Source organism: Pelagibacterium sediminicola (genome assembly GCF_003390885.1).
GTDB lineage: Bacteria > Pseudomonadota > Alphaproteobacteria > Rhizobiales > Devosiaceae > Pelagibacterium > Pelagibacterium sediminicola.
Genome location: NZ_QMEL01000003.1, coordinates 41,105 through 64,488, shown reverse-complemented (window position 1 = coordinate 64,488; position 23,384 = coordinate 41,105). Strand labels below are relative to the sequence as shown.

General features: G+C 61.8%; 24 protein-coding genes. 1 reads left to right on the top strand and 23 read right to left on the bottom strand.

Features of this window, described 5'->3' with window-relative positions:
- Window positions 1-40: 40 nt before the first annotated feature.
- The 23 genes from proS to DQG18_RS06440 form a co-directional block, all read right to left on the bottom strand.
- On the bottom strand, window positions 41-1,390 hold the full coding sequence (gene proS, locus DQG18_RS06550; RefSeq protein ID WP_116653454.1) for a proline--tRNA ligase: 1,350 nt from the start codon (window positions 1,388-1,390) through the stop codon (window positions 41-43).
- A gap of 426 nt (window positions 1,391-1,816) precedes the next feature.
- On the bottom strand, window positions 1,817-2,065 hold the full coding sequence (locus DQG18_RS06545) for a DUF1467 family protein (protein WP_116653453.1): 249 nt from the start codon (window positions 2,063-2,065) through the stop codon (window positions 1,817-1,819).
- Window positions 2,065-3,747 (bottom strand): ribonuclease J, encoded by a 1,683-nt coding sequence (locus DQG18_RS06540; protein ID WP_116653452.1) that lies wholly within the window; start codon window positions 3,745-3,747, stop codon window positions 2,065-2,067. The genes DQG18_RS06545 and DQG18_RS06540 overlap by 1 nt, the downstream gene beginning before the upstream one ends.
- A 65-nt stretch (window positions 3,748-3,812) precedes the next feature.
- Window positions 3,813-4,649, bottom strand: a complete 837-nt coding sequence (locus DQG18_RS06535) for a biotin--[acetyl-CoA-carboxylase] ligase (RefSeq protein WP_116653451.1) — start codon at window positions 4,647-4,649, stop codon at window positions 3,813-3,815.
- Between the two features lie 177 nt (window positions 4,650-4,826).
- Window positions 4,827-6,266: an NADH-quinone oxidoreductase subunit NuoN gene (gene nuoN, locus DQG18_RS06530; RefSeq protein ID WP_198669693.1), complete on the bottom strand. Its 1,440-nt coding sequence runs from the start codon at window positions 6,264-6,266 to the stop codon at window positions 4,827-4,829.
- Window positions 6,267-6,278: 12 nt separating this feature from the next.
- Window positions 6,279-7,835, bottom strand: coding sequence for an NADH-quinone oxidoreductase subunit M (locus DQG18_RS06525; protein WP_116653450.1), 1,557 nt, complete (start codon window positions 7,833-7,835; stop codon window positions 6,279-6,281).
- Window positions 7,832-9,820 (bottom strand): NADH-quinone oxidoreductase subunit L, encoded by a 1,989-nt coding sequence (nuoL, locus tag DQG18_RS06520; protein ID WP_116653449.1) that lies wholly within the window; start codon window positions 9,818-9,820, stop codon window positions 7,832-7,834. Before nuoL ends, DQG18_RS06525 begins: the two co-directional genes overlap by 4 nt.
- A gap of 6 nt (window positions 9,821-9,826) precedes the next feature.
- Entirely contained in the window at window positions 9,827-10,141 is a 315-nt protein-coding gene (gene nuoK, locus DQG18_RS06515) for an NADH-quinone oxidoreductase subunit NuoK (RefSeq protein ID WP_116653768.1), read from the bottom strand.
- A 10-nt stretch (window positions 10,142-10,151) separates the two neighbouring features.
- The gene (locus DQG18_RS06510; RefSeq protein ID WP_116653448.1) at window positions 10,152-10,757 is read right to left on the bottom strand and encodes an NADH-quinone oxidoreductase subunit J; all 606 of its coding nucleotides are present in this window, start codon (window positions 10,755-10,757) and stop codon (window positions 10,152-10,154) included.
- Window positions 10,758-10,766: 9 nt separating this feature from the next.
- Window positions 10,767-11,255, bottom strand: coding sequence for an NADH-quinone oxidoreductase subunit NuoI (nuoI, locus tag DQG18_RS06505; protein WP_116653767.1), 489 nt, complete (start codon window positions 11,253-11,255; stop codon window positions 10,767-10,769).
- Between the two features lie 13 nt (window positions 11,256-11,268).
- Window positions 11,269-12,303, bottom strand: coding sequence for an NADH-quinone oxidoreductase subunit NuoH (gene nuoH, locus DQG18_RS06500; protein WP_116653766.1), 1,035 nt, complete (start codon window positions 12,301-12,303; stop codon window positions 11,269-11,271).
- Between the two features lie 72 nt (window positions 12,304-12,375).
- Window positions 12,376-14,457: an NADH-quinone oxidoreductase subunit NuoG gene (nuoG, locus tag DQG18_RS06495; RefSeq protein ID WP_116653447.1), complete on the bottom strand. Its 2,082-nt coding sequence runs from the start codon at window positions 14,455-14,457 to the stop codon at window positions 12,376-12,378.
- Window positions 14,457-14,690: a hypothetical protein gene (locus DQG18_RS06490; protein WP_116653446.1), complete on the bottom strand. Its 234-nt coding sequence runs from the start codon at window positions 14,688-14,690 to the stop codon at window positions 14,457-14,459. The genes nuoG and DQG18_RS06490 overlap by 1 nt, the downstream gene beginning before the upstream one ends.
- A gap of 5 nt (window positions 14,691-14,695) precedes the next feature.
- Window positions 14,696-16,003 (bottom strand): NADH-quinone oxidoreductase subunit NuoF, encoded by a 1,308-nt coding sequence (gene nuoF, locus DQG18_RS06485; protein WP_116653445.1) that lies wholly within the window; start codon window positions 16,001-16,003, stop codon window positions 14,696-14,698.
- A gap of 4 nt (window positions 16,004-16,007) precedes the next feature.
- Window positions 16,008-16,208, bottom strand: a complete 201-nt coding sequence (locus DQG18_RS06480) for a hypothetical protein (protein WP_116653444.1) — start codon at window positions 16,206-16,208, stop codon at window positions 16,008-16,010.
- Complete coding sequence (gene nuoE, locus DQG18_RS06475; protein WP_116653443.1) at window positions 16,205-17,350, bottom strand: NADH-quinone oxidoreductase subunit NuoE; 1,146 nt, start codon at window positions 17,348-17,350, stop codon at window positions 16,205-16,207. Before nuoE ends, DQG18_RS06480 begins: the two co-directional genes overlap by 4 nt.
- Entirely contained in the window at window positions 17,350-18,540 is a 1,191-nt protein-coding gene (locus DQG18_RS06470) for an NADH-quinone oxidoreductase subunit D (RefSeq protein ID WP_116653442.1), read from the bottom strand. Before DQG18_RS06470 ends, nuoE begins: the two co-directional genes overlap by 1 nt.
- Complete coding sequence (locus tag DQG18_RS06465; protein WP_116653441.1) at window positions 18,540-19,139, bottom strand: NADH-quinone oxidoreductase subunit C; 600 nt, start codon at window positions 19,137-19,139, stop codon at window positions 18,540-18,542. The genes DQG18_RS06470 and DQG18_RS06465 overlap by 1 nt, the downstream gene beginning before the upstream one ends.
- Window positions 19,140-19,151: 12 nt before the next feature.
- Window positions 19,152-19,730 (bottom strand): NuoB/complex I 20 kDa subunit family protein, encoded by a 579-nt coding sequence (locus tag DQG18_RS06460; RefSeq protein ID WP_116653440.1) that lies wholly within the window; start codon window positions 19,728-19,730, stop codon window positions 19,152-19,154.
- Window positions 19,721-20,086, bottom strand: a complete 366-nt coding sequence (locus DQG18_RS06455) for an NADH-quinone oxidoreductase subunit A (protein WP_116653439.1) — start codon at window positions 20,084-20,086, stop codon at window positions 19,721-19,723. Before DQG18_RS06455 ends, DQG18_RS06460 begins: the two co-directional genes overlap by 10 nt.
- Before the next feature lie 237 nt (window positions 20,087-20,323).
- Entirely contained in the window at window positions 20,324-20,818 is a 495-nt protein-coding gene (locus tag DQG18_RS06450) for an outer membrane protein (RefSeq protein ID WP_157970038.1), read from the bottom strand.
- Between the two features lie 211 nt (window positions 20,819-21,029).
- Window positions 21,030-21,584, bottom strand: coding sequence for an outer membrane protein (locus tag DQG18_RS06445; protein ID WP_245958389.1), 555 nt, complete (start codon window positions 21,582-21,584; stop codon window positions 21,030-21,032).
- A gap of 248 nt (window positions 21,585-21,832) precedes the next feature.
- Complete coding sequence (locus DQG18_RS06440) at window positions 21,833-22,387, bottom strand: outer membrane protein (RefSeq protein ID WP_116653436.1); 555 nt, start codon at window positions 22,385-22,387, stop codon at window positions 21,833-21,835.
- Between the two features lie 370 nt (window positions 22,388-22,757).
- Between DQG18_RS06440 and DQG18_RS06435 the strand changes: the two genes are divergently transcribed.
- On the top strand, window positions 22,758-23,384 hold the full coding sequence (locus tag DQG18_RS06435; protein ID WP_116653435.1) for a helix-turn-helix domain-containing protein: 627 nt from the start codon (window positions 22,758-22,760) through the stop codon (window positions 23,382-23,384).

The window sequence follows — 23,384 nt, the reverse complement described above, 5'->3', positions numbered from 1 at the left end:
GGTCCGGTGCCCCTGTCGAGCCGGGCGGGTGCGGGGGCGGTCAAACCGTGTCCCTGCGCGCCGGTTCGATCAGCGTTTTGAGGCGGGTCACGGCCTGGTCGATGGAGATGGTTTCGCGCTCGCCCGTTTTGCGGTGTTTGATTTCCACCTCCCCGGCGGCAAGCCCGCGCGGGCCCGCGATGAGCTGGTAGGGGATGCCGATGAGGTCGGCGGTCGCAAACTTGCCCCCTGCCCCGGTCTGGCGATCGTCATAAAGCGCATCAATCCCCGCGGCGCGGAGCTGGTCGTAAAGCTTGGTGCTCGCCGCGTCGCATTCGGCGTCGCCCGACTTGGCATTGATGACCACGGCCTCGAAGGGCGCCACCGAAACGGGCCAGATGACGCCGTTCTCGTCGTGGCTCGCCTCGATGATGGCGGGCACGATACGGGTCAGCCCGATGCCGTAGGAGCCCATATGGACCGTTACGGGCTTGCCGTCCGGCCCTTGAACCTGCGCACCCATGGGCCCTGAATATTTGGTGCCGAAATAAAAGACCTGCCCGACCTCGATGCCGCGCGCCGCGATGCGCTTGTCCTCGGGGACCTTGGCGGTGAACTCGGTATCGTCGTGCATGTCCTCGGTCGCGGCATAAAGCGAGGTCCAGTCCGAGACGATGGGGGTGAGATCGCCGAGGAAATCGGTGTCGGGGCCGGGAATGGTCTTGCCGAGCATGTCGGCATGGCAGAAGACGGCGCTTTCGCCGGTTTCGGCCAAGACGATGAACTCGTGGCTGAGATCGCCCCCGATGGGACCGGTTTCCGCGCGCATCGGAATAGCGGTCATTCCCATGCGGTGGAAGGTACGCAGATAAGCCACGAACATGCGGTTATAGGCCCTCACCGCATCGTCCTTGGACAGATCGAAGGAATAGGCGTCCTTCATCAGAAATTCGCGGCTGCGCATGGTGCCGAAGCGCGGGCGGATCTCGTCGCGGAACTTCCACTGGATATGATAGAGGTTGAGCGGCAGGTCCTTGTAGGATTGCACGTAGGACCGGAAGATCGAGGTGATCATCTCCTCATTGGTCGGCCCGTAGAGCATGTCGCGCTCGTGCCGGTCTTGCATACGGAGCATTTCCTTGCCGTAATCCTCATAGCGCCCGCTCTCGCGCCAGAGATCGGCGGACTGGAGCGTGGGCATGAGCAATTCGATGGCCCCGGAGCGGTTCTGCTCCTGCTCGATGATGTCCTGCACCTTGCGCAGCACCTTGTAGCCGAGCGGCAGCCAGGCATACATGCCCGCGCCCTGCTGAGAGATCATCCCAGCGCGCAGCATGAGCCGGTGCGACACGATTTCGGCCTCCTTCGGGGTCTCCTTGAGGACGGGCAGGAAATATCTCGAAAGGCGCATGGAAACTCCGGTTTTCCAGTCTCGACTCAGTGGTTCATAAAGGGCCGTGCAATCAAGCGCAAAGCACTTGTTTCTGGCAAGGGCAAGGACACGGTTATGACGGTGTCATTTTTTGTGCACGGGTGTGACAAAAGACCACAAATTTCGCTTGGCAGACTAAAAGCTCCTTGATAGGGTCCGCGTCTATAAAACGAAAGGTGGAGTTACGACCGCCTGACGCCGACAACGTCAAGGGAGGAGCACTGGCCGCCCAGGTTTGCGCGCATAAGACCAGTGGATTGTCGCGAAACTTGTTTATTTGCAGGGCTTTGTCCCTGCTTTTTTTTGTTCTGCATCAGGGCTTGCGGCTCTTGGCTGTGGATCCCGGCTTTCGCCGGGACAGCAACGGAGCCGCGCAACGGCATCAGGGCTTGCATGCCTCCGCGGTCAGCGGCTCCAATAGGCCTGCAGGTCCGGATTGGCCAACACCCAGAAGATCAGTGTCGTCACGATCGCAGCGAGCACTGTGGTGGCAAGCATCTTGCGGCCCATATAGGTGTTGACCGGCGCGCCCGGTTCAGTGCCGTCGGTCACCTCTCCGTCCTCGTGCTGACCGCGCACGCCGAACGGAAGGGTGACGAACAGGCAGACCCACCAGACGATGAAATAGATCGCGATATAGGTAAAAAGCTGCATCAGACCTTGTGTACCATGACCTTGACGATTGGCTTGCGCCCCCAGACGGCATTGACCTCGGAGCGCACCGCGCGGCGGATCGCCTCGGCGAAACGCCCCGTATCGGTGCGCCGCTTTTCCGGAAAACTCCTGATCGTGCCGGTGGCAGCCGAACGGACGACTTCGGAAAGCGTATAGTCATCGTCCTCGACTTCGGGCAATCCGTCGAGATCGAATACGGGCCCTGAGACGATCTGCCCCTTGCCGTTGACCGCAAGGGAAACGACCACGAGTCCCCCGAAAGAGAGACGGCGGCGATCGCGCACGCCGCTTTCCTCGGGCGTGCACAAGATGTTACCATCGAGATAGAGAATGCCGGTCGGCACTTCGCGGGGAAAGTGCGCGGGCTGGGGGAACATGCGCACCATGTCGCCGTTGCGGATCGAGAAGACGGTGCCGATACCGTGTTCGCGCCCGAATTTGGCATGGGCCTCGAGGTGCATCGCCTCGCCGTGCACGGGGATGAGCATGCTGGGCTTCGTCCATTCGTAGAGCTGGGCCAGTTCGTTGCGGCGCGGGTGGCCGGACACGTGGATCATCTCGTCGCGCGATGTGACGACCTCGACGCCACGGTCGATAAGCTGGTTCTGGATGTCGAGGACGGCCTTCTCGTTGCCCGGAATGGCCCAGGAGGAAAAAATCGCCATGTCGCCGGGGGAAAGGTCGACGACGGGATGGTTGCCCGAAGCGATCCGTGCCATGGCCGCCCGCGCTTCGCCCTGGCTTCCGGTGGCGAGGAGGACGACCTTTTCACGCGGAAGATAGCCATAGGCGTCCTGATCGAGAAAATCGGGAATGCCTTCCATCAGGCCCAACTCGCGCGCGATCCCGGCGACACGATGAACCGCCCTGCCCGCCGCGACCACCTGCCGGTCGGCCTTGGCGGCGGCGCGCGCGATCGAGATCATGCGGCCAAGATTGGAGGCAAAGATCGTCACCGCGACGCGATGCTTGGCGGTAGCGATCAGGCGTTCCAGGTGAATGCCCACCTCGGTTTCGGAAGGGCTGATACCCTCCTTCATGGCGTTGGTCGAATCGCAAACCAGCGCAAGCGGCTTGCCTTCATCGCCCAGAGCGCGCAGGCGCTCGATATCGGTGGCGGGCGTTCCCACCGGCGACGGATCGATCTTCCAGTCGCCGGTGTGAAGGACGCGCCCGGCGGGCGTTTCGATCAGCAGGGCGCAGCTTTCCGGGATCGAGTGGGCCATGCCGATGGCTTCGATCGTGAAGGGCCCGGCGTGAAACGGGACGTTGGGCGCAAAGATCTCGACGTCCACGTCGTCTTCGATGGCGTTGGAAATGCGCTTGGCGCGCAGCATGGCGGCGGCAAAGGGCGTGGCGAAAACGGGCTTGTCGAAACCCGGCCAGAGATCGAGAACCGCGCCGTAGTGATCCTCATGGGCGTGGGTCAGCACGAGCCCCACCACATTGTCGGCCTCTTCCTCGATGAAGGTGGGGTCGGGCATGACCAGTTCGACACCCGGCGTTTCCGGGCCGCCAAAGCTCACCCCGCAGTCGACGACCAGCCATTTGCGGTCATCGGCGGGGCCGAAGCCGTATAGCCCCATGTTACGCCCGATCTCACCCACGCCGCCCAGCGGCACAAAGACAAGCTCGTCGCCGGTCGATTTCTTTTTCGCCATGCCATGATCCTGTTGGCCAGCGGGATCGCCCGCGCCGGCATCATCTGTTTGCTGAAAGGCGAACGCTACTGGCGCAGCGTCGCCGTGGTGCCGAAATGGACATCGCCCGCCGTGATCGCGGTGCGGTGCCCTTCATTGTCGCGGACAATCAGCCTGCCCGCATCATCAATCGTTTCAAAGACGCCCCGCAGGACGTCTTTGTTGCGCTGCACCGCGACTTCCGCTCCGATGCCGGCAGCGTTATCGCGCCAGCGGGCGAGGATAGCGGGCAACCCGATTCCGTCGTTCCAAAGGGTATAAGCCTCTACCCAGCTTTCGGCCAGTGCCTCGAAGACGGTTTCCGCATTGGCGGACGAACCGAACTGGCGCAGGGACGCGGCCGGATAGGGCAAACCTTCCGGCGCGGCGACGACATTGACCCCGAAGCCGATGACGATCGCGGTCCGCCCATCGGGACGCTTCAAGGCTTCAAGCAGGATGCCGGCCAGTTTCTGGCCTTCGGCCAGTACGTCATTGGGCCATTTGAGCGCAATGCGCTTTACGGACTCGCCGGGTGCAGCGTCGGCGCCGTCAAGGCCGGTGTGAAGATTCGCCGACGGCAGGATGCGCTGAAGCGCGGCATTGAGCGCAACCCCCGCCACAAAACCCAGCGAGCCGAGCGCATTCGCATCGGCGTTGGGGACGATCATCAGGCTGGCGGCAAGATTGCCGTATGGGCTTTCCCACACCCTGCCCCGCCGTCCACGCCCCTCGGTCTGCTGGAGTGCGGCGTACCAGACCTTGCCGCTGTCCCCGCGCGTGACAGCCTCCATGGCTTCGGCGTTGGTCGAGCCGATGGAATCGAAGCCCAGAACCCTGTAGCCAGCGTCGACTGCCGATTGTGGAAGCGGAAAAGCGGGCACGCTAGGAACTTCCGGGTATTATTTGGAGTCGTCCAGTCTGCTCCCTCCGCTGTCCCGGCGAAAGCCGGGACCCACTATAAAACCATCCACCATCGTGGACGGCTGAAGCATGGACTCCGGCTTTCGCCGGAGAAGCGAAAGAAGGGAACGCGGGCCTCATGAGGCTTACACCCGTCTTCAGAACAGGCTGCCCGCCGCGTTGTGGGCGTATTCGGCCAAGGGTGCGCCGACCGTAAAATAATAGGTAACGATCAGAAAGCCGGTCAGCGCAACGACGGCCCGTATCTCGATGGCCGGGACGGCGTAGTCCCGGGTAGGCTCGTCGAAATACATGACCTTGACGATACGCAGATAGTAGAACGCGCTCACCGCGCTCGCCAGCATGCCGATGACGGCAAGGACGAAAAGCTGGGCCTCGATGGCCGCGAGGAACACATACCACTTGGCAAAGAACCCGGCGAGCGGCGGCAGGCCGACCAGCGAGAACATGAACACGGCCAGCATGCCGGCAACGAACGGCCGGTTCTGCGACAGCCCGGCCAGATCGTCGATGGACTCTGCATAGCCATCGGCGTTCCGGAGCGCGAGAATGCAGGCGAAGGTGCCGATGGTCATGGTGAGATAAATCGCCATGTAGATCGCGACGCCCTCGACCCCCGTGAGATTGCCCGCCGACAGGCCCACCAGCGCAAAGCCGACATGACCGATCGAGGAATAGGCCAGGAGGCGCTTGAGGTTGTTCTGCCCGATCGCCGCAAAGCTCGCCAGCACCATCGAGGCGATGGACAGGAAGATGACGACCTGTTGCCAGTCGCGCGCGATGGGCTCGAAAGCATCGAAGACGACGCGGATGAGCAGCGCGACGGCGGCGACCTTGGGTGCGGAGGCAAAGAAGGCGGTGACCGGCATCGGCGCGCCCTCATAAACGTCCGGCGTCCACATGTGGAAGGGCACGGCGGAGATCTTGAAGGCGATGCCTGCGAGCAGGAACACAAGGCCGAAGATCACCCCGACATTGCGCTCGCCCATGGCGACGGCCTCGGCGATACGGTCGAGCTGGGTGTGGCCGGTAAAGCCGTAGACCAGCGATGCCCCGTAAAGCAGCAGGCCCGAGGAGAGCGCGCCAAGCACGAAATATTTGAGCCCCGCTTCGGCGGCCCTGGCGTTTTCCCGGCGGAAGGCGGCGACGACATAGAGTGCCAGCGACTGCAGTTCGAGGCCGACATAAAGGCTCATCAGATCGTTTGCCGAGACCATCATCATCATGCCCAGCGTCGAGAGGACGACGAGGACGGGATACTCGAACTTGTTAAGCCCCTTGTCTTCGGCGGTCGAGACGGTGAGGACCAGCGCGAGGATCGAACCCGCAATGACGAACGCCTTCATGAAGCGCGCGAACTCATCGTTTATGAAGCCGTTCGAGAATATCGCGCCCTGGGTCGAGAAAAGGACCATGGCCCCGGCAACGGCCAACAGGCCAATGGCCAGAATGGTGACGAAGCGCGAGGCTTCGTTGCGGGCGAAGACGCCGACCATCAGCAGCGCCAGAGCGCCTGCCGCGAGCAGCATTTCGGGCCAGGCCGGAGCCAGGGAGGCGAAACCGGAAAATTCGGACATCATCATCACCTCCTAGTGGCCCGTCGCGGCCGAGACGGCCTGATCGACGGGGGCCAGCGCGCCAGCCTGGGCGGCAAGCTCAGCCAGCCCGCTTGCATTCATGTAGTGTTCGACCAGCGCGGCGGACGCCGCATAGGTCGTATCGAGGATGGGGGCAGGATAAAAGCCGAAGATGATCGTCAGGACTGCCAGCGGAAGAAGCGTCATCACCTCGCGGGCGTTGAGATCGAGGATGCCCTTGAGACTTTCCTTTGTCAGCGCGCCCCAGATGATCTTGCGGTAGAGCCAAAGCCCATAGCACGCCGACAGGATCACACCGGTCGCCGCAAAGATGGCGAACCAGGTGTTGACCTGGAAGATCGCAAGCATCGTGAGGAACTCGCCTACAAACCCGGATGTGCCCGGCAGGCCGACATTGGCCATGGTGAACACCATGAAGGCCAGGGCGTATTTGGGCATGCGCTCGACAAGGCCGCCATAGGCTTCGATGTCGCGAGTGTGCATCCGGTCATAGATGACGCCGATCGACAGGAACAGCGCGCCGGAAACGATGCCGTGCGAGATCATCTGGAAGATCGCGCCCTGCACGCCATAGATGTTGCCCGAAAAGATGCCCATGGTCACAAAACCCATATGAGCGACCGAGGAATAGGCGATCAGCTTCTTGATATCGGTCTGAACGAAAGCCACCAGCGAGGTGATGATGATGGCGGCGACCGAAAGAAAGAAGATGAAGTTGGCGAAATACGCCGAGGCGTCGGGGAACATGGGCAGCGAGAAGCGCAGGAAGCCGTAACCACCCAGCTTGAGAAGGATCGCGGCCAGGATGACAGACCCGGCGGTCGGCGCCTCGACGTGCGCTTCCGGCAGCCAGCGGTGCAACGGCCACATGGGCATCTTGACCGCGAGCGAGGCAAAGAAGGCCAGCCAGAGCCAGAACTGCATCTCGGGCGGGAACTCCACGCGCAGCAGGCGCGAAATATCGAGCGTTCCGCCGAACCAGTACATGGCCATGATGGCGAGCAGCATCAGCACCGAACCGGTGAACGTATAAAAAAAGAACTTGTAGCTCGCCTGGATGCGCCGCGCGCCGCCCCAGATGCCGATGATCAGGAACATCGGGATCAGGCTGCCCTCGAAGAAGACATAGAACATCGCCAGGTCGAGCGTGGTGAACACGCCGATCATCAGCGTCTCAAGCACGAGGAACAGCAGCATGTATTCGCGCTGGCGGTGCGTGATCGAGTCCCAGCTCGCAAGGATGCACATGGGCATCAGGAGGGCGGTGAGCACGACGAACAGGATCGAAATGCCGTCGACGCCGACGCGATAGCCGATGACGTTGCCGAGCCATGCGTGGTTGACCACGAACTGGAAACCCGTGTCGGACGGATCGAACATAGCCCATATCTGCAACGACACGGCAAAGGTTGCCAGCGTCGTTACGAGCGCGATCCATTTGACAGCGCGGATCGAGCCCCCGTCGCGTCCGGGAGTCAGCAGAATGAGAAGAGCCCCGACCAGCGGCAGAAAGGTGACGATGGTCAGGATGGTGTTATCGAGGTTCATCCCAGAAGTCCCCCGGCGGCGATGGCCCAGGTGATGAGCGCAGCGATGCCGATAATCATGGCGAAGGCATAGTGATAGAGGTAGCCGGACTGAAGCCGGACGACCTGCGCGGTGACATCCTTGACCCGGCGGCCAAGGCCCTCAACGATCGTCTGGTCGACCAGCCAGTCGTCAAAGCCCTTCCAGAGCGCGGTGCCGAGCCAGCGGGCCGGGCGCACGAAGATGCGGTCGTAGAGTTCGTCGAAATACCACTTGTTCAGGAGGAACTGGTAGAGACCGCGATGTTCGCGGGCCAACTCCCTCGGGGCGTCCGGGTTGCGGATGTACATGTACCAGGCCAGCGCAAAGCCGATCAGCATGGCAAACGTTGCGGACCACTTGACCCATGTGGGGACATTGTGGGCGGCATCGATGATCGCCGCGTCCACGGCCAGCGAGCCCTGGAAGAAATGGTCCACATGCTCAGCGTGGCCGAAGAAGGCGTCATAAAAGATCGCGCCCGACAGCACCGCGCCGATGGCAAGCACAAAGAGCGGAACCAGCATGACGGGCGGGCTTTCATGGGCGTTGTCGTAGGCGCTGCCGTGCTGGTGGTGCCCCGTCTCACCGTGGGAAGGATCGCGCGGGCTGCCGTGGAAGGTCAGGTGGATCAGCCGCCAAGAGTAGAAACTCGTCATCAGCGCGGCGAAAACCAGCAGCCAGAAGGCGAGCGAGCCGACATTACCGCCAAAGGCATAAGCTGCCTCGATGATCGCATCCTTGGAGAAAAAGCCTGCAAAGCCGAACATGGTGCCGGGGATGCCGACGCCGGTCAGCGCGAGCGTCCCGATGATCATCATCCAGTAGGTGAAAGGGATCTTGTTCCTAAGCCCGCCCATGTTGCGCATGTCCTGCTCGTGGTGCATGGCGTGAATGACCGAGCCCGCGCCAAGGAACAGGAGCGCCTTGAAAAAGGCGTGGGTGAAAAGGTGGAACACGCCCGCCGAATAAGCCCCTACCCCGAGACCTACGAACATGTAGCCGAGCTGGGAACAGGTCGAATAGGCGATCACGCGCTTGATGTCGTTCTGGACCAGACCGACCGTGGCGGCGAAAAAGGCGGTGATCGCCCCGATATAGATGACGACCAGCGTTGCGGTCTCGCTCATCTCGAACATGGGCGAAAGCCGCGCGACCATGAAGACACCAGCGGTCACCATGGTTGCGGCGTGGATCAGCGCGGAAACCGGCGTCGGGCCTTCCATGGCGTCGGGAAGCCAGGTGTGCAGCAGGAACTGCGCGGACTTGCCCATCGCGCCCATGAAGAGCAGCAGGCAGATGACGGTGATCGCATCGAAATCCACGCCCAGGAACCATAGGGTGGCGCCCTCGATGCCGGGCAGTGCCGCAAAGGTTTCGTCGAACCCCAGCGTGCCGAGCATCAGGAACGTGGCGAGAATGCCCAGCAGGAAGCCGAAATCGCCCACCCGGTTGACGACGAACGCCTTCATGGCGGCGGCCCGGGCGCTTTCCTTCTGATACCAGAACCCGATGAGCAGGTATGAGGCCAGCCCCACGCCTTCCCAGCCGAAGAACATCTGGACGAAATTGTCGGCGGTCACCAGCATCAGCATGGCGAAGGTGAACAGGGACAGGTAGGCAAAGAACCGCGCGCGGTGCGGGTCCTCGTTCATGTAGCCGATGGAATAGAGATGGACGAGCGAGGACACGGTGTTGACCACCACCAGCATCACCGCAGTCAGCGTATCGACGCGCAAAATCCATCTCAAATCGAGATCACCGACCTCGATCCAGCGCATCACCTCAACTGTATAGGCCTGTCCGTCGCCAAGAAAGAACGGCAAGAAGACGACCCACGAAAAGACCGCCGAAACCATCAGCAGAACCGTCGTGACGATTTCAGCCGGGCGATGTCCGATGACGGGCCCCGCAAGGCCCGCAACAAGCGCGCCGATCAGGGGCAGGAAAACGATAGCCTGGATCATGCGGTCCTAGCCCTTCATCATATTGACATCGTCAACCGCGATCGAGCCGCGGTTGCGGAAGAAGATCACGAGGATCGCAAGCCCGATGGCCGCCTCGGCCGCCGCGACCGTCAGAATCAGCAGCGCGAAGACCTGCCCCACCAGATCGCCCAGATGGCCTGAAAACGCGACGAGATTGATGTTCACGGCGAGCAGGATCAACTCGACCGACATCAGGATGATGATGATGTTCTTCCTGTTGAGGAAGATACCGAACACCCCGATGGTGAACACAATTGCGGCTACGGTCAGGAAGTGACCAAGCCCGATAACCGGTGTCATCATAACCCCCTTAAAGCCCTTTTCCGCTCTCGATCCTGACGGTCTCGACGCCCGACCTGGTGCGCGCGACCTGTTTGGCGATGTCCTGCCGCTTGACGTTGGGCTTGTGGCGCAGCGTCAGGACGATCGCCCCGATCATGGCCACCAGCAGCACGAGGCCGCACGCCTGGAAAAGATAGATGTAATTGGTGTAGAGTACCCGTCCGATCGCACGCGTGTTCTCAACGCCCCCGTCGATCGGCACGACGCCCGCACCGGCGGCTTCGGGCACGATAAATGCCGAACCGGCCACCATCAGCAGCTCAAGCAGCAGGATGAGGCCGACGATGATGCCAACCGGCGCATGCTGCATGACGCCCTTGCGCAACTCGGCGAAATCGACATCGAGCATCATGATGACGAACAGGAACAGCACCGCGACCGCGCCGACATAGACGACGATCAGGATGAAGGCCAAAAATTCCGCCCCGGCCAGAAGGAAGATGCCCGCCGCGTTGACGAAAGCGAGGATCAGGAACAGGACCGAGTGCACGGGATTGCGCGATGAGATGACCATGAGCGCCGAAGCGACCACGATGGCCGAGAAGAGATAGAAGAAGAAAAGCGGCAGCGTCACATCGGGCTCCTAGCGGTAAGGCGCGTCGAGCGCGATGTTCTGGGCCAGCTCGCGTTCCCACCTGTCGCCATTGGCCAGCAGGCGTTCCTTGGAGAAGTAGAGCTCCTCGCGGGTTTCGGTCGCAAACTCGAAATTGGGGCCTTCGACGATGGCGTCCACCGGGCAGGCTTCCTGGCAGAAGCCGCAATAGATGCACTTCACCATATCGATGTCGTAGCGCACGGTACGGCGGGTGCCGTCGTTCTGGCGCGGCCCGGCCTCGATGGTGATGGCCTGCGCCGGGCAGATGGCCTCGCACAGCTTGCAGGCGATGCAGCGCTCTTCGCCATTGGGGTAACGGCGCAACGCGTGTTCACCCCGGAAGCGCGGGGAGACCGGGCCCTTCTCGAAGGGGTAGTTGATGGTCGGCTTGGGCGCAAAGAAATAGCGCATCGCCAGAAAGAAGGTCGATACGAACTCCCTGAGCAACAGCGCGTCGAAGAAACGCAGGGCATTCATCGCGTTTTCTCCTTTAAGCCATGCCGCCATGCCAGCCCCAGCCCGTAAACTGGAGGACGGCGGCGACGATAACGATCATGGCGATCGAAATGGGCAGGAATACCTTCCAGCCCAGGCGCATCAACTGATCGTAGCGGTAGCGGGGAACGATGGCCTTGACCATGCCAAACATGAAAAAGACCGCCGAAAGCTTGAGGACAAACCATACCACGCCCGGAATCCAGGTGAAAGGCGGCAGATCGATCGGCGCAGTCCAACCCCCGAGGAACAGGATGGTCGTCATGGCGCACATCAGGATGATGGCGACATATTCGCCGAGCATGAACATCATATAAGGCGTCGAGCCGTATTCGACCATGAACCCGGCGACCAGTTCGGATTCCGCCTCGGGCAGATCGAAGGGCGGGCGGTTCGTCTCGGCGAGCGCCGAAATGAAGAAGATGACGAACATGGGAAACAGCGGAAGCCAGAACCAGTTGAGGAAGGTCAGCCACGGCACGCCCAGCATGTGCGCGAGCCCCATTTCATATTGAGCGATAACGATATGGGTGAGGTTGAGCGAACCGACGCACAGCAGCACGGTGATGATGACGAAGCCGATGGAGACTTCGTAGCTGACCATCTGCGCCGCCGAGCGCAGCGCGCCGAGGAACGGATATTTCGAGTTCGACGCCCATCCGCCCATGATGATGCCATAGACGCTGAGCGAGGAGATCGCGAAGATATAGAGAATGCCGATGTTGATATCGGCCAGCGCCCAGCCCTCGGCCACAGGCACCACAGCCCATGCGGAAAGCGCCAGCAGCACCGTGATGAGCGGAGCGAGCAGGAACACCGCCTTGTCGGCCCCCGCCGGGATAACAGGCTCCTTGAAGACGAACTTCATGAGGTCCGCGAAACTCTGCAGCAGGCCGAACGCGCCAACGACGTTGGGACCGCGCCGAATCTGAACGGCCGCCCAGATCTTGCGGTCGGCGAGCAGCACATAGGCCGTAAAGACCAGCAGCGTCACCAGCAGCAGCAGCGCTTTCCAGACAAAGCCGACCATCGTGCCGAGCCCCAGGATGGGGGCGCCGAGGAGGTAGTCGAGCGCGTATAAAAACCAGTCCATATCGCTGCCTTATTCCGCTGCCTGCTTCATGCCCGCCATCAACTGCGAGCATTCGGCCATCACGGCCGACGCCCGGGCGATGGCGTTGGTGAGGTAGAAATCGCTGACGGGGGACACCAGCGCATAGCTCTTTTTCGGGGTCACGGCCCTGGCGAGCGCCGTAACGTCCTTCGCCTTGCCGGCAGCAATGCCGTCGACATGCGCCATATGGGGGAAATCGCCGTAAAGGTTTGCGCGCAGCGCCTGGAGCGAGTCGAATGGCAAGGTGTGGCCGAGCACGCCCGAGAGCGCACGCAGAATAGCCCAGTCCTCGCGGGCATCGCCGGGCGCAAAGATCGCCCGGTTGGCCATCTGCACGCGGCCTTCGGTATTGACGTAAGTCGCCGATTTTTCGGTATAGGCCGCCGCCGGCAGGATGATGTCGGCGCGGTGCGCACCGGCATCGCCATGGGTGCCGATATAAACGACCGTCGTGTTGCCCAGAGAGGACATGTCGATCTCGTCGGCCCCGAGCAGGAACAAGAGATCGAGTTTGCCTGCGCCCGCCGCCTCGACCATGCCGGCGGTATCGAGCCCGCCACGGCCCGGCACAAAGCCGATATCGAGCGCACCGACACGGGCGGCGGCGTTGTGAAGTACCGCAAAGCCGTTCCAGCCGTCCTTGCCGTCGGCAAGCGAGGCCGCGAGAGCCAGAACGTCCTTGCCGGACGCGCCGGTAATGGCCCCCTCCCCAACGATAACAATGGGATGATTGGCGTTCTTCAACACCTGGGCGAAATCGTTCCTGCCCGCAGCCAGATCGGCCAGCGTATCGATGCCGGCGCCCAGATGAGTGTAATCATAGGTGAGGTCCGCGGCTTCGCCGACGACCCCGATCGCAACGTCGCCATTGCGCCACGCCTTGCGGATGCGGGCGTTGAGCACCGCGGCTTCGCGGCGGGGATTGGTGCCGATCAGGAGGGTCGCGTCGGCCTTTTCGATTCCCGCAATGGTCGGATTGAAGATATAGGAGGCGCGGCCCGCCCTGGGATCGAGCGCGGAGCCCGCGGGGCGCGCATCGATATTGGCCGAGCCCAGCGACGCCATCAGCGTCTTGAGCGCGTACATCTCTTCGATGCCTGCAAGGTCACCGGCGATTGCGCCGATGCGGGTGCCTTCGGACTTCTTGACCGCGGCGGCAACGGCGGCGAAAGCCTCGCCCCATGACGCGGCCTGCAACCTGCCGCCCTTGCGGACATATGGCCGGTCGAGGCGCTGGGTGCGCAGGCCATCCCAGACGAACCGGGTCTTGTCCGAGATCCATTCCTCGTTCACGTCCTCATGCAGACGCGGCAGGATGCGCAGCACTTCCTTGCCCCGGCTGTCAACGCGGATGGCCGAGCCGACCGCGTCCATGACGTCGATGGATTCGGTCTTGGTGAGTTCCCACGGACGCGCCTGGAAGGCGTAGGGCTTGGAGGTCAGCGCGCCGACCGGGCAGAGATCGATGACGTTGCCCTGCAATTCGCTGGTCAGCGCCCGCTCGAGATAGGACGTGATCTCGGCGTCCTCACCTCGCCCGAGCAGCCCCATTTCGGTGATGCCGGCGACTTCGGTGGTGAAGCGCACGCAGCGGGTGCACAGGATGCAGCGCGTCATGATTGTCTTGATCAGCGGGCCGATATACTTGTCCTCGACCGCCCGCTTGTTCTCGTGGAACCGCGAGGAATCGACGCCATAGGCCATGGCCTGGTCCTGCAGATCGCACTCCCCGCCCTGATCGCAGATGGGGCAATCGAGCGGGTGGTTGATGAGCAGAAATTCCATCACGCCTTCGCGGGCCTTCTTGACCATCGGCGTGTTGGTGAAGATTTCGGGCGGCTCGCCATTGGGGCCAGGGCGCAGGTCACGCACGCCCATGGCGCAGCTCGCCTGCGGCTTGGGCGGTCCGCCTTTCACCTCGACGAGACACATGCGGCAATTGCCCGCCACCGAGAGGCGTTCGTGATAGCAGAAGCGTGGGATTTCCACGCCCGCCACTTCCGCCGCCTGGAGCAGCGTGAAGTGATCGGGAACCTCGACCAGTTCGCCATCGACCTTGATTTGCGCCATTATCTCAACTCCGGGCCAACCAGATCGAGGCGTTTTTCGATCCGGGCCACCCTTTCTTCAAGCCTGTCCATCCGCCGGTCGAGGCTGCTCAACCGTTCTTCCTGAGCGGTCATCCGAACCTTTATCTCATGCAGATCGAACTCAATGTGTTCGAGTCTTTCTTCCATGCGCGTCAGTCTGCCTTCGATCCTACGCAGCATTTCCAGCACGAGGCTTTGGGGGTCTTCAGCCATCGTTCTTACTCCGCCGCAACGGACGGCACGGCGCCGTCCGAGGTGGACTTGTAGGTGTATGCGTCGATCCGCTCTTCGATCACGTGGCGGAAGTTGCGGATCAGCCCCTGGATGGGCCACGCCGCCGCGTCGCCAAGCGCGCAGATCGTATGGCCCTCGACTTGCTTGGATACGGCGAACAGCATGTCGATCTCACGCTTTTGCGCTTCGCCGCGCACCATACGCTCCATCACGCGCATCATCCAGCCGGTGCCCTCGCGGCAGGGCGTGCACTGGCCGCAGCTTTCGTGCTTGTAGAAGGCTGAAATCCGCCAGATCGCCTTGATGATGTCTGTGGACTTGTCCATGACGATCACAGCGGCGGTGCCCAGCGAGGAGCCTGCTTCGCGCAGGCCATCGAAGTCCATATGGGCCGATTTGATCCTCTCCGCCGGCACGCAAGGCACCGAAGAGCCACCCGGTATGACGGCGAGCAAATTGTCCCACCCGCCCCGGATACCGCCGCAGTGCTTATCGATCAGCACGTCGAACGGAGTTCCCATTTCCTCTTCAAACGTCGCCGGGTTGTTCACATGGCCCGATACGCAGAAGAGCTTGGTGCCGGTGTTGTTCTCGCGGCCCAGCCCGGCGAACCAGCCTGAGCCGCGGCGCAGGATTTCCGGCACGACGGCAATGGATTCGACGTTGTTGACAGTGGTCGGGGAGCCGTAAAGCCCCATGCCTGCCGGGAACGGGGGTTTCAGGCGCGGCTGCCCCTTCTTGCCCTCGAGCGATTCGAGCAGCGCGGTTTCCTCACCGCAGATATAGGCCCCCGCCCCATGGTGGACGACGATATCGAAATCCCAGCCATGGATGTTGTTCTTGCCGATCAGCCTGGCGTCGTAAGCCTGCTGCACGGCGGCCTCCAGATGCTGGCGCTCGCGCATGAACTCGCCGCGAATGTAGATATAGGCGGTATGCGCATCCATGGCGCGGCCCGCGATCAGGCACCCTTCAATCAGGTGATGGGGGTCGTGGCGCAGGATTTCTCGGTCCTTGCAGGTGCCCGGCTCGGATTCGTCGGCGTTAACGACGAGATAGTGCGGGCGGCCATCATTGACCTTGGGCATGAAACTCCATTTGAGGCCGGTCGAGAACCCTGCCCCGCCCCGGCCGCGCAGCCCCGAAGCCTTGACTTCGTTGGTCAGCCAGTCGCGGCCCTTGTCGAGCAGATCCTTGGTGCCGTTCCACGATCCGCGGCGTCTGGCGCCTTCCAGGCCCCAGTCACCCTGGCCGTAAAGATTGGTAAAGATACGGTCCTTGTCCGTGAGCATCGGGTCAGGCCCTCCCGCGTCTGAGAATCGCGAACCACATGAGAACGCCGCCGGACCCGGCCAGCGCGCCCGCCACGGCGCCGGGCAGGACGAGCCCCAGAGCCGGCAGCATGACGGTGAAGAACGCGACGGCGAGCAGGACGCACGCAACGCCGATAATGATGGATTTCACGTTGAGAATATCTTGCCTTGCGAGCTTGCTCATCGCGGATCCTTACCGAAAACTTCGCGGTAGCGCTCGACACCACCTTCCGCCAGTGCCTTGGCCTGCCCAACCCAGTTGTCGCGTTCGACGCGCCCCCTGAAATTGAGCACCGCATCGACCCGCGCGATGTCTTCGGCGGAGAATGCCGCGACCTGCGCGTATTTCCTGATTCCGAGTGCGTGGAGCCGACCTTCGAGCACGGGGCCAACCCCCGAGATCAGCTTGAGATCGTCGGGCGTACCTTCTGGCGCCTGAAAGAGAGGCGTTACAGGCGCGGTCTTCTCGATCGCGGGAGATTCCGCGCCGGTGGCACCTTCACGCATCGCTTGACCCGGCTTGCGGCGGGCGGGCCCCGCAGCCTTCCTGTTCTCGCTCTCGGCCTCTTCGAGCGAAACCTTGGCGTTGGCGGGGGCGGGAGATTGAATTGCGGGAGCGGCCTCCTGGCCCACCTTGCGCTTGCGTCCGGGCCGAGTGGCATCAGGTCTGCCGGTGCTCACCGGTTTTGCCGTCCCTGTCCCGGCATGATTCTCCACATCGTCGAGCAGCGTCGTCTGCCCCGCGAGCGGTGCCGAAAATATGCGGCCGTTCTGCGGGCCCGGCGGAATCGTGTCGCCCTTGCCGTCGCGGAACGCGAGAACGATTTCCTCAAAGCGTTCGGGGGTCAGGTCCTCGTAGGTATCGAAGCCGATGGTGACCATCGGAGCATTGACGCATGCGCCCTGGCACTCGACCTCTTCCCAGCTCATCGTGCCGTCTTCATTGAGACTATGTGGCTCGGGATGGATGTGCTTCTGGCAGATGGCGCGAAGATCTTCGGCGCCGCGCAGCATGCAAGGGGTCGTACCGCACACCTGGATATGGGCGCGGGTGCCCACCGGCTGGAGCTGGAACTGGGTATAGAACGTCGCCACTTCGAGCACCCGGATATAGGGCATGTCGAGCATGTCGGCGATGGTCTCGATGGTGGCGCGGGAAACCCACCCATCCTGTTCCTGCGCGCGCATAAGCAGCGGGATCACGGCGGATTGCTGGCGCCCTTCGGGATAAAGGGCTATCCGCTTTTCCGCCCACGCGGCGTTCTCCGCGGTGAACGCAAAGGATGCGGGCTGAACGGATTCGTCTGCAAGGCGGCGCACGCTCATCAGCGATCAACCTCTCCGAACACGATGTCGAGGGAACCCAGAATGGCCGAGACGTCGGCCAGAAGGTGCCCGCGACTGATAAAATCCATGGCCGAAAGATGCGCGAAGCCGGGCGCGCGGATCTTGCAGCGATAGGGCTTGTTGGTGCCGTCGGCGACCAGATAGACGCCGAACTCGCCCTTGGGAGCCTCGACAGCGGCATAAACCTCGCCGGCAGGCACCCTGTAGCCCTCGGTATAGAGCTTGAAGTGATGGATGAGCGCTTCCATCGAACGTTTCATCTCGCCGCGTTTGGGCGGTACGATCTTGCCGTCGGTGGTGTTGACCGGCCCCTGCCCTTCGGGCGAATTGAGCAGATCGATGCACTGCTTCATGATGCGGTTGGACTGATACATCTCTTCCATGCGGATGAGATAGCGGTCGTAGCAATCGCCGTTCTTGCCGACTGGGATATCGAAATCGAGCCGGTCGTAACACTCATAAGGCTGGTTCTTGCGCAAATCCCACGCTGCCCCCGAGCCGCGCACCATGACCCCCGAAAAGCCCCACGCCCAAGCATCCTCGAGCGAGATGACGCCGATATCGGCGTTGCGCTGCTTGAAGATGCGGTTGTCGGTGATCAGCCCGTGGATATCATCGACCGCCTTGGGAAAATTCTCGGTGAACTTTTCAATGTCGTCGATCAGGGCCTGCGGCAGATCCTGATGAACGCCGCCGGGGCGGATATAGGCAGCGTGCATGCGCGAGCCCGAAGCGCGCTCATAAAAAATCATCAACTGCTCGCGCTGCTCGAACCCCCAGAGCGGCGGGGTGAGCGCGCCGACGTCCATCGCCTGGGTCGTGACGTTGAGCAAATGTGACAGCAAACGCCCGATTTCCGAATAAAGCACCCGGATCAACTGCCCCCTGAACGGAACCTTGATCCCGAGCAGTTTTTCGACGGCCAGCGCGAACGCGTGCTCCTGGTTCATCGGCGCGACGTAATCGAGCCGGTCGAAGTACGGAACAGCCTGAAGATAGGTCTTGTGCTCGATCAGCTTCTCGGTGCCGCGATGCAGCAGCCCCACATGCGGATCGACCCGCTCGACGACTTCGCCGTCGAGTTCGAGCACCAGACGCAGCACGCCGTGCGCAGCAGGGTGCTGGGGGCCGAAGTTGATGTTGAACGTCCGTACGTCGTGTTCGGTCATCAGTTCGCCTTTTCATCGCCCGGAAGCACATAGTCGGTGCCTTCCCACGGGGACAGATAGTCGAAATCGCGGAATTCCTGGGCGAGCTTCACCGGCTCATAGACGACGCGCTTGCGCTCCTCGTCGTAGCGGACCTCGACAAACCCGGTGAGCGGAAAGTCCTTGCGCAGCGGATACCCGTCAAAGCCGTAGTCGGTGAGAATGCGGCGCAGGTCGTGGTGGCCCGAAAACAGAATGCCGTAAAGATCGTAAGCCTCGCGCTCGAACCAGTCGGCACCGGGGAAAACGCCGGTGATCGAGGGGACCGGCGTCTCCTCATCGGTCGTGACGCGTACGCGGATACGCAGGTTCTTTACCGGGCTTAGCAGGTGATAGACCACATCGAACCGTTCCGCGCGATCCGGATAGTCCACACCGCATACGTCGATGAAACAGATGAACTGATAGTCCGGATCATCGCGCAGCAGGGTCACCAGGTCCACAATGTGTCCGGCCCTGGCTTCAAGCGTCAGCTCGCCGAACGCAACATCATAGCCATCGAGCGCATCGCCTGCCTTGCTGGCGATGTGCGCGCCAAGATCTGAAAGGGCATCTGCCATAGTCGCCAAGCCTTATCGCTCGATGGTGCCTGTGCGGCGGATCTTTTTTTGCAGAAGCAGCACGCCATAAAGCAGCGCTTCCGCAGTCGGCGGGCATCCGGGCACGTAAACGTCGACCGGAACCACGCGGTCGCACCCGCGCACCACCGAATAGGAATAGTGGTAATAGCCGCCGCCATTGGCACAGCTTCCCATCGAGATGACGTAGCGCGGCTCGGGCATCTGGTCGTAGACCTTGCGCAGCGCGGGCGCCATCTTGTTGGTGAGGGTGCCGGCAACGATCATCACGTCGGACTGGCGCGGAGAGGCGCGCGGGGCGAACCCGAACCGCTCGCAGTCATAGCGCGGCATCGACATCTGCATCATTTCGACTGCGCAGCAGGCGAGACCGAACGTCATCCACATGAGACTTCCGGTACGCGCCCAGTTGATGAGTTCGTCGGTCGAGGTGACGAGAAAACCCTTGTCGGCGAGTTCGTCGTTGATCTCGACATAATAGGGGTCGGTCGCGCCCACCGGCCGGTTGGTCGCGGGATCGATTACACCGCGCGGACTGGGTGCAATCAGGGTGTCGCTATCGGTCAATCCCATTCGAGTGCCCCTTTGCGCCATTCATAGATGAAGCCGATGGTCAGGACGCCAAGAAACGTCATCATCGACCAGAATCCGAACCAGCCCAGTTCCCCGAACGCGACCGCCCACGGGAACAGGAACGCAACCTCGAGATCGAAAATGATGAACAGGATCGCGACCAGATAGAATCGCACGTCGAACTTCATGCGGGCATCGTCGAACGCCTCGAAACCGCATTCGTATGCCGATACTTTTTCGGGGTCGGGACGTCTGATCGCGATGAGAAATGGAGCGACCAGCAGCGCGAGGCCGATAACGCCCGACAGCCCCACGAAAATCAGAATTGGCAGGTAGTTGCTGAGCAATTCATTCATAAGACAGCCATGCCTTGTCGATGAGCCCGGAAAAGAGAGCCCGGGCGCGGCGAATCCTGTCATTGCGTGATGACAGGCAAACCGTTCGGTGTGGGCTTAACCCACACCCATAGCGGTTTCAAGGGGGCATAAACCTGATGATTTATATCATGTTTCTGAATCGCAGAAACCGCAGCGCGTTCCCCGTGCTGCGGCAAATTCAAAGCGGTGGCCGACAATGGTGCCGGCGGCAGTCAGTCAGAGATGAAAGGCAAGCCCCACCGCCAGCCGCATATCGGACGGCCCGCCACCCCAAGCGCCAACCCCCAGGGCCTCGCCGCGAGCCGACATCGAGTTGGTGAAGGCGTATTCAGCGCCCGCGCCGAAAGCATAGCCGAAACTGCCCTGCACGAAGCCCGTGCCGGCCGTACCGTACACCAGCGCCTCGCCGAGCGAGAGGCCGCCCTTCCCCATGATCAGCGCATCCATGCTGGTCGAGGTCCCGAAATCGCCGCCAAGCTGGGCCTCAACACCGAATACGGCGCTGTCGACGGCAATATTGACGCCCGAGAAGATACCCGCACTCCACGATCCGCTTCCGGTCGGCACGCCGCCGCCATAAACACCGGCGTAAAAACCGTCCCAGTCAAAGCCGGTGCCATAGCCATAAGGGCCATAGTCCTGCGCCGCTGCAGGCACGGCAGCCACCCCGATCATCGCAAGGGCCACGATGAGTTTGCGTCCAGCAGACATGCGCATCACTCCCAGTTAAGGTTAACTGGATGCATTATTGCGTACGAGCGCGACGCGGCAAGCAAAGCCTCCGAACGTGCCTAAGACTTTACTAAAATTGCAGCGATCGCACCGCCCTGCCCCGCGCCAGCCAGTTGCGCCACCTATCGTGCAAACAAAAAAGGCCACACCGCGAACGGTGTGGCCCTGATCGAATTGAGTCGACTTCCGACTAGAAGTGGAAGTTGGCGCCGACCGTGAACTTGTGGATGTCGGTCTTGCCAGCGGTCTGCGACCAGCCATAGACGTAGCGCGCATCGAGCGAGACGCTGTCGGTGACGGCGAATTCCGCACCCAGACCCGCAAGGACGTGAGCACCTGAAGCCTGAGGAACGGTCGAACCGAAGTCGGTGCCGTAACCGACAGTGCCGTAGACCAGGACTTCAGGAGCAACCAGCACACCGCCGCGAGCGGTGATCTCACCGTAAGCGAAAGCGTCGGGCTGCTCGAAGACGGCGTCAACGGCCAGTTCCGCACCCATGACGAACATGTCGTAGGCAGCGTTCACACCGATTTCAACACCAATGAGCCAATCGGTGTCGCTGATGGGAGCAACCTGATTTTCTGCACCAACGCGGACACCGGCGTAAAAGCCGTTCCAGTCAAAGGCGGCCGGGATCGGCGCAACCGGAACAACCGGAGTGGGCATGATGGGGTCGGCGGCAAGCGCAGCACCGGAGACGGCTACGACGGCGGCACCTGCGAGAAGAATGGACTTGAGTTTCATGATTCACCTCAACGAACGCGATTGGAGTTGACATCTATATAACGCACGCGGCCCCAAACGCACAGTCCCGCCCCTATCAAATTTTCACATTCAGGCCCGATTACGGACGCATTGCCGTCAAATGTTGCCATTTCAGCACAACCAATCGGGTAACCCTAACCGTTCATTAACGTACGAAAAAGGCGGCCCGCGAAATTTGCGGGCCGCCTCGAAAGACTCAGGCGGGCGTCGAACGCCCCTCGCGATTCCTAGAAATGGAAGTTCGCGCCGACCGAGAACTTGTGGACGTCGTTGCCGGCACCCGACTGTTCCCAGCCATAGAGGTACTGACCGCGGATCGACACGGCATCGGTTGCTGCGAATTCGAGACCGCCACCCGCAAGGATGTGCTCGCCCGAACCGGTTGCCGCACCAAAGTCGGTGCCGTAACCCACGGCGCCATAGGCCAGAAGGTCGTTGGTCACGAGCGCACCGGCGCGGCCAAGGACCGTACCATAGGCGTAGCTATCGGGGGTATCGAAGATGCCCTCGACACCGAGTTCGGCACCGACCACGAAGAAATCGAAGGCCGCGTTGAAACCGGCATGAGCGCCGACCGCCCAGCTGGTGTTGCCGGTAACTTCGTTCTGGGCGCCAACACCCAGGCCGGCATAAAAGCCATTCCAGTCAAAACCGCTATAATCGACGACGGGAACTTCCGGAATCGGCGGCGGCGGCGTGGTGATGGCGTCGGCAGCAAGAGCGCTACCGGTCGCGGTTGTGGACAAAAGAGCGACGAGAGCCACTTTCTTGAGCGTGTTCATGAATATTCTCCTTTTATACCGGCGTGGAAACACAATGAAGCCGGTGGGCATGGGTTCCGGTCCGTCCTCGGCCCGATAACGCAAGACGCGGGAGGTGTTGCCTTGCGGCCACAACAGCGTCGGACGGATCGTCTCCATACGATTGGCGGACTGTCACGCCGGAGTGCGGACGAAGTGGGGCCCGCCCATGGCGAGAATGGGGCAAGCGCGCAATGTTGCTCAAAAGCAACGCAATCGTGGTTAGCACCCGGTTAAATCAGGATTATTGGGCAAAGCCCGCCCTTTTCCCTGTCTGCGGATTGGCCGTTGTCATCCTGGCCATAGCCAGTAGAATCGCGAACGGGGACAGGCAGGGGGCCAGGATTTCAGCATGGACGGTATGGCCAATACCTCACAGGCAGCAAGGGTGGGCGCACTCATCCGGGCGCGCCGCCACGCCTTGCGTATGACGCTGCAGGCGCTGGGGCAGGAAGCGGGGGTATCGGTCGGGTATCTCAGCCAGGTCGAGCGCGATCAGGCATCGCCTTCGATCAGCACGCTTGCTGCGATTGCCCGGGCGTTGAAACTGGGAGTGGATTATTTCATTGCAACCCCCAGCACGCAGGACGCCCTGACGCGATCGGGGCGCAGGATGCCGTTCTCGGTCAGTGACCCTCGTATCTCCTACGAACGCCTGCACGCCGAATTCCCCGGTAACGTCCTCTCGTCCTTTCTCATCACCATCGCGCCCGGCTACCGGTCCGAGAACGCCAGCCATGAAGGGGAGGAACTGGTGTTTGTCACGGCGGGCGAGTTGACACTCATGATCGAAGACGAGGAAATGCGCATTGGGCCGGGTGACAGCATCCACTTCCGCGGCAACCGCATCCATAGCTGGGCCAACAACAGCACACTCCCCGTCAAGCTCTTGTGGGCCGGCACGCTCACCATGTTCCGCTCTTCGCAGGAAGGCTCCGCCTTCCGGACGGCATCGCCGGAAAACGAAGCGCCGGATTAA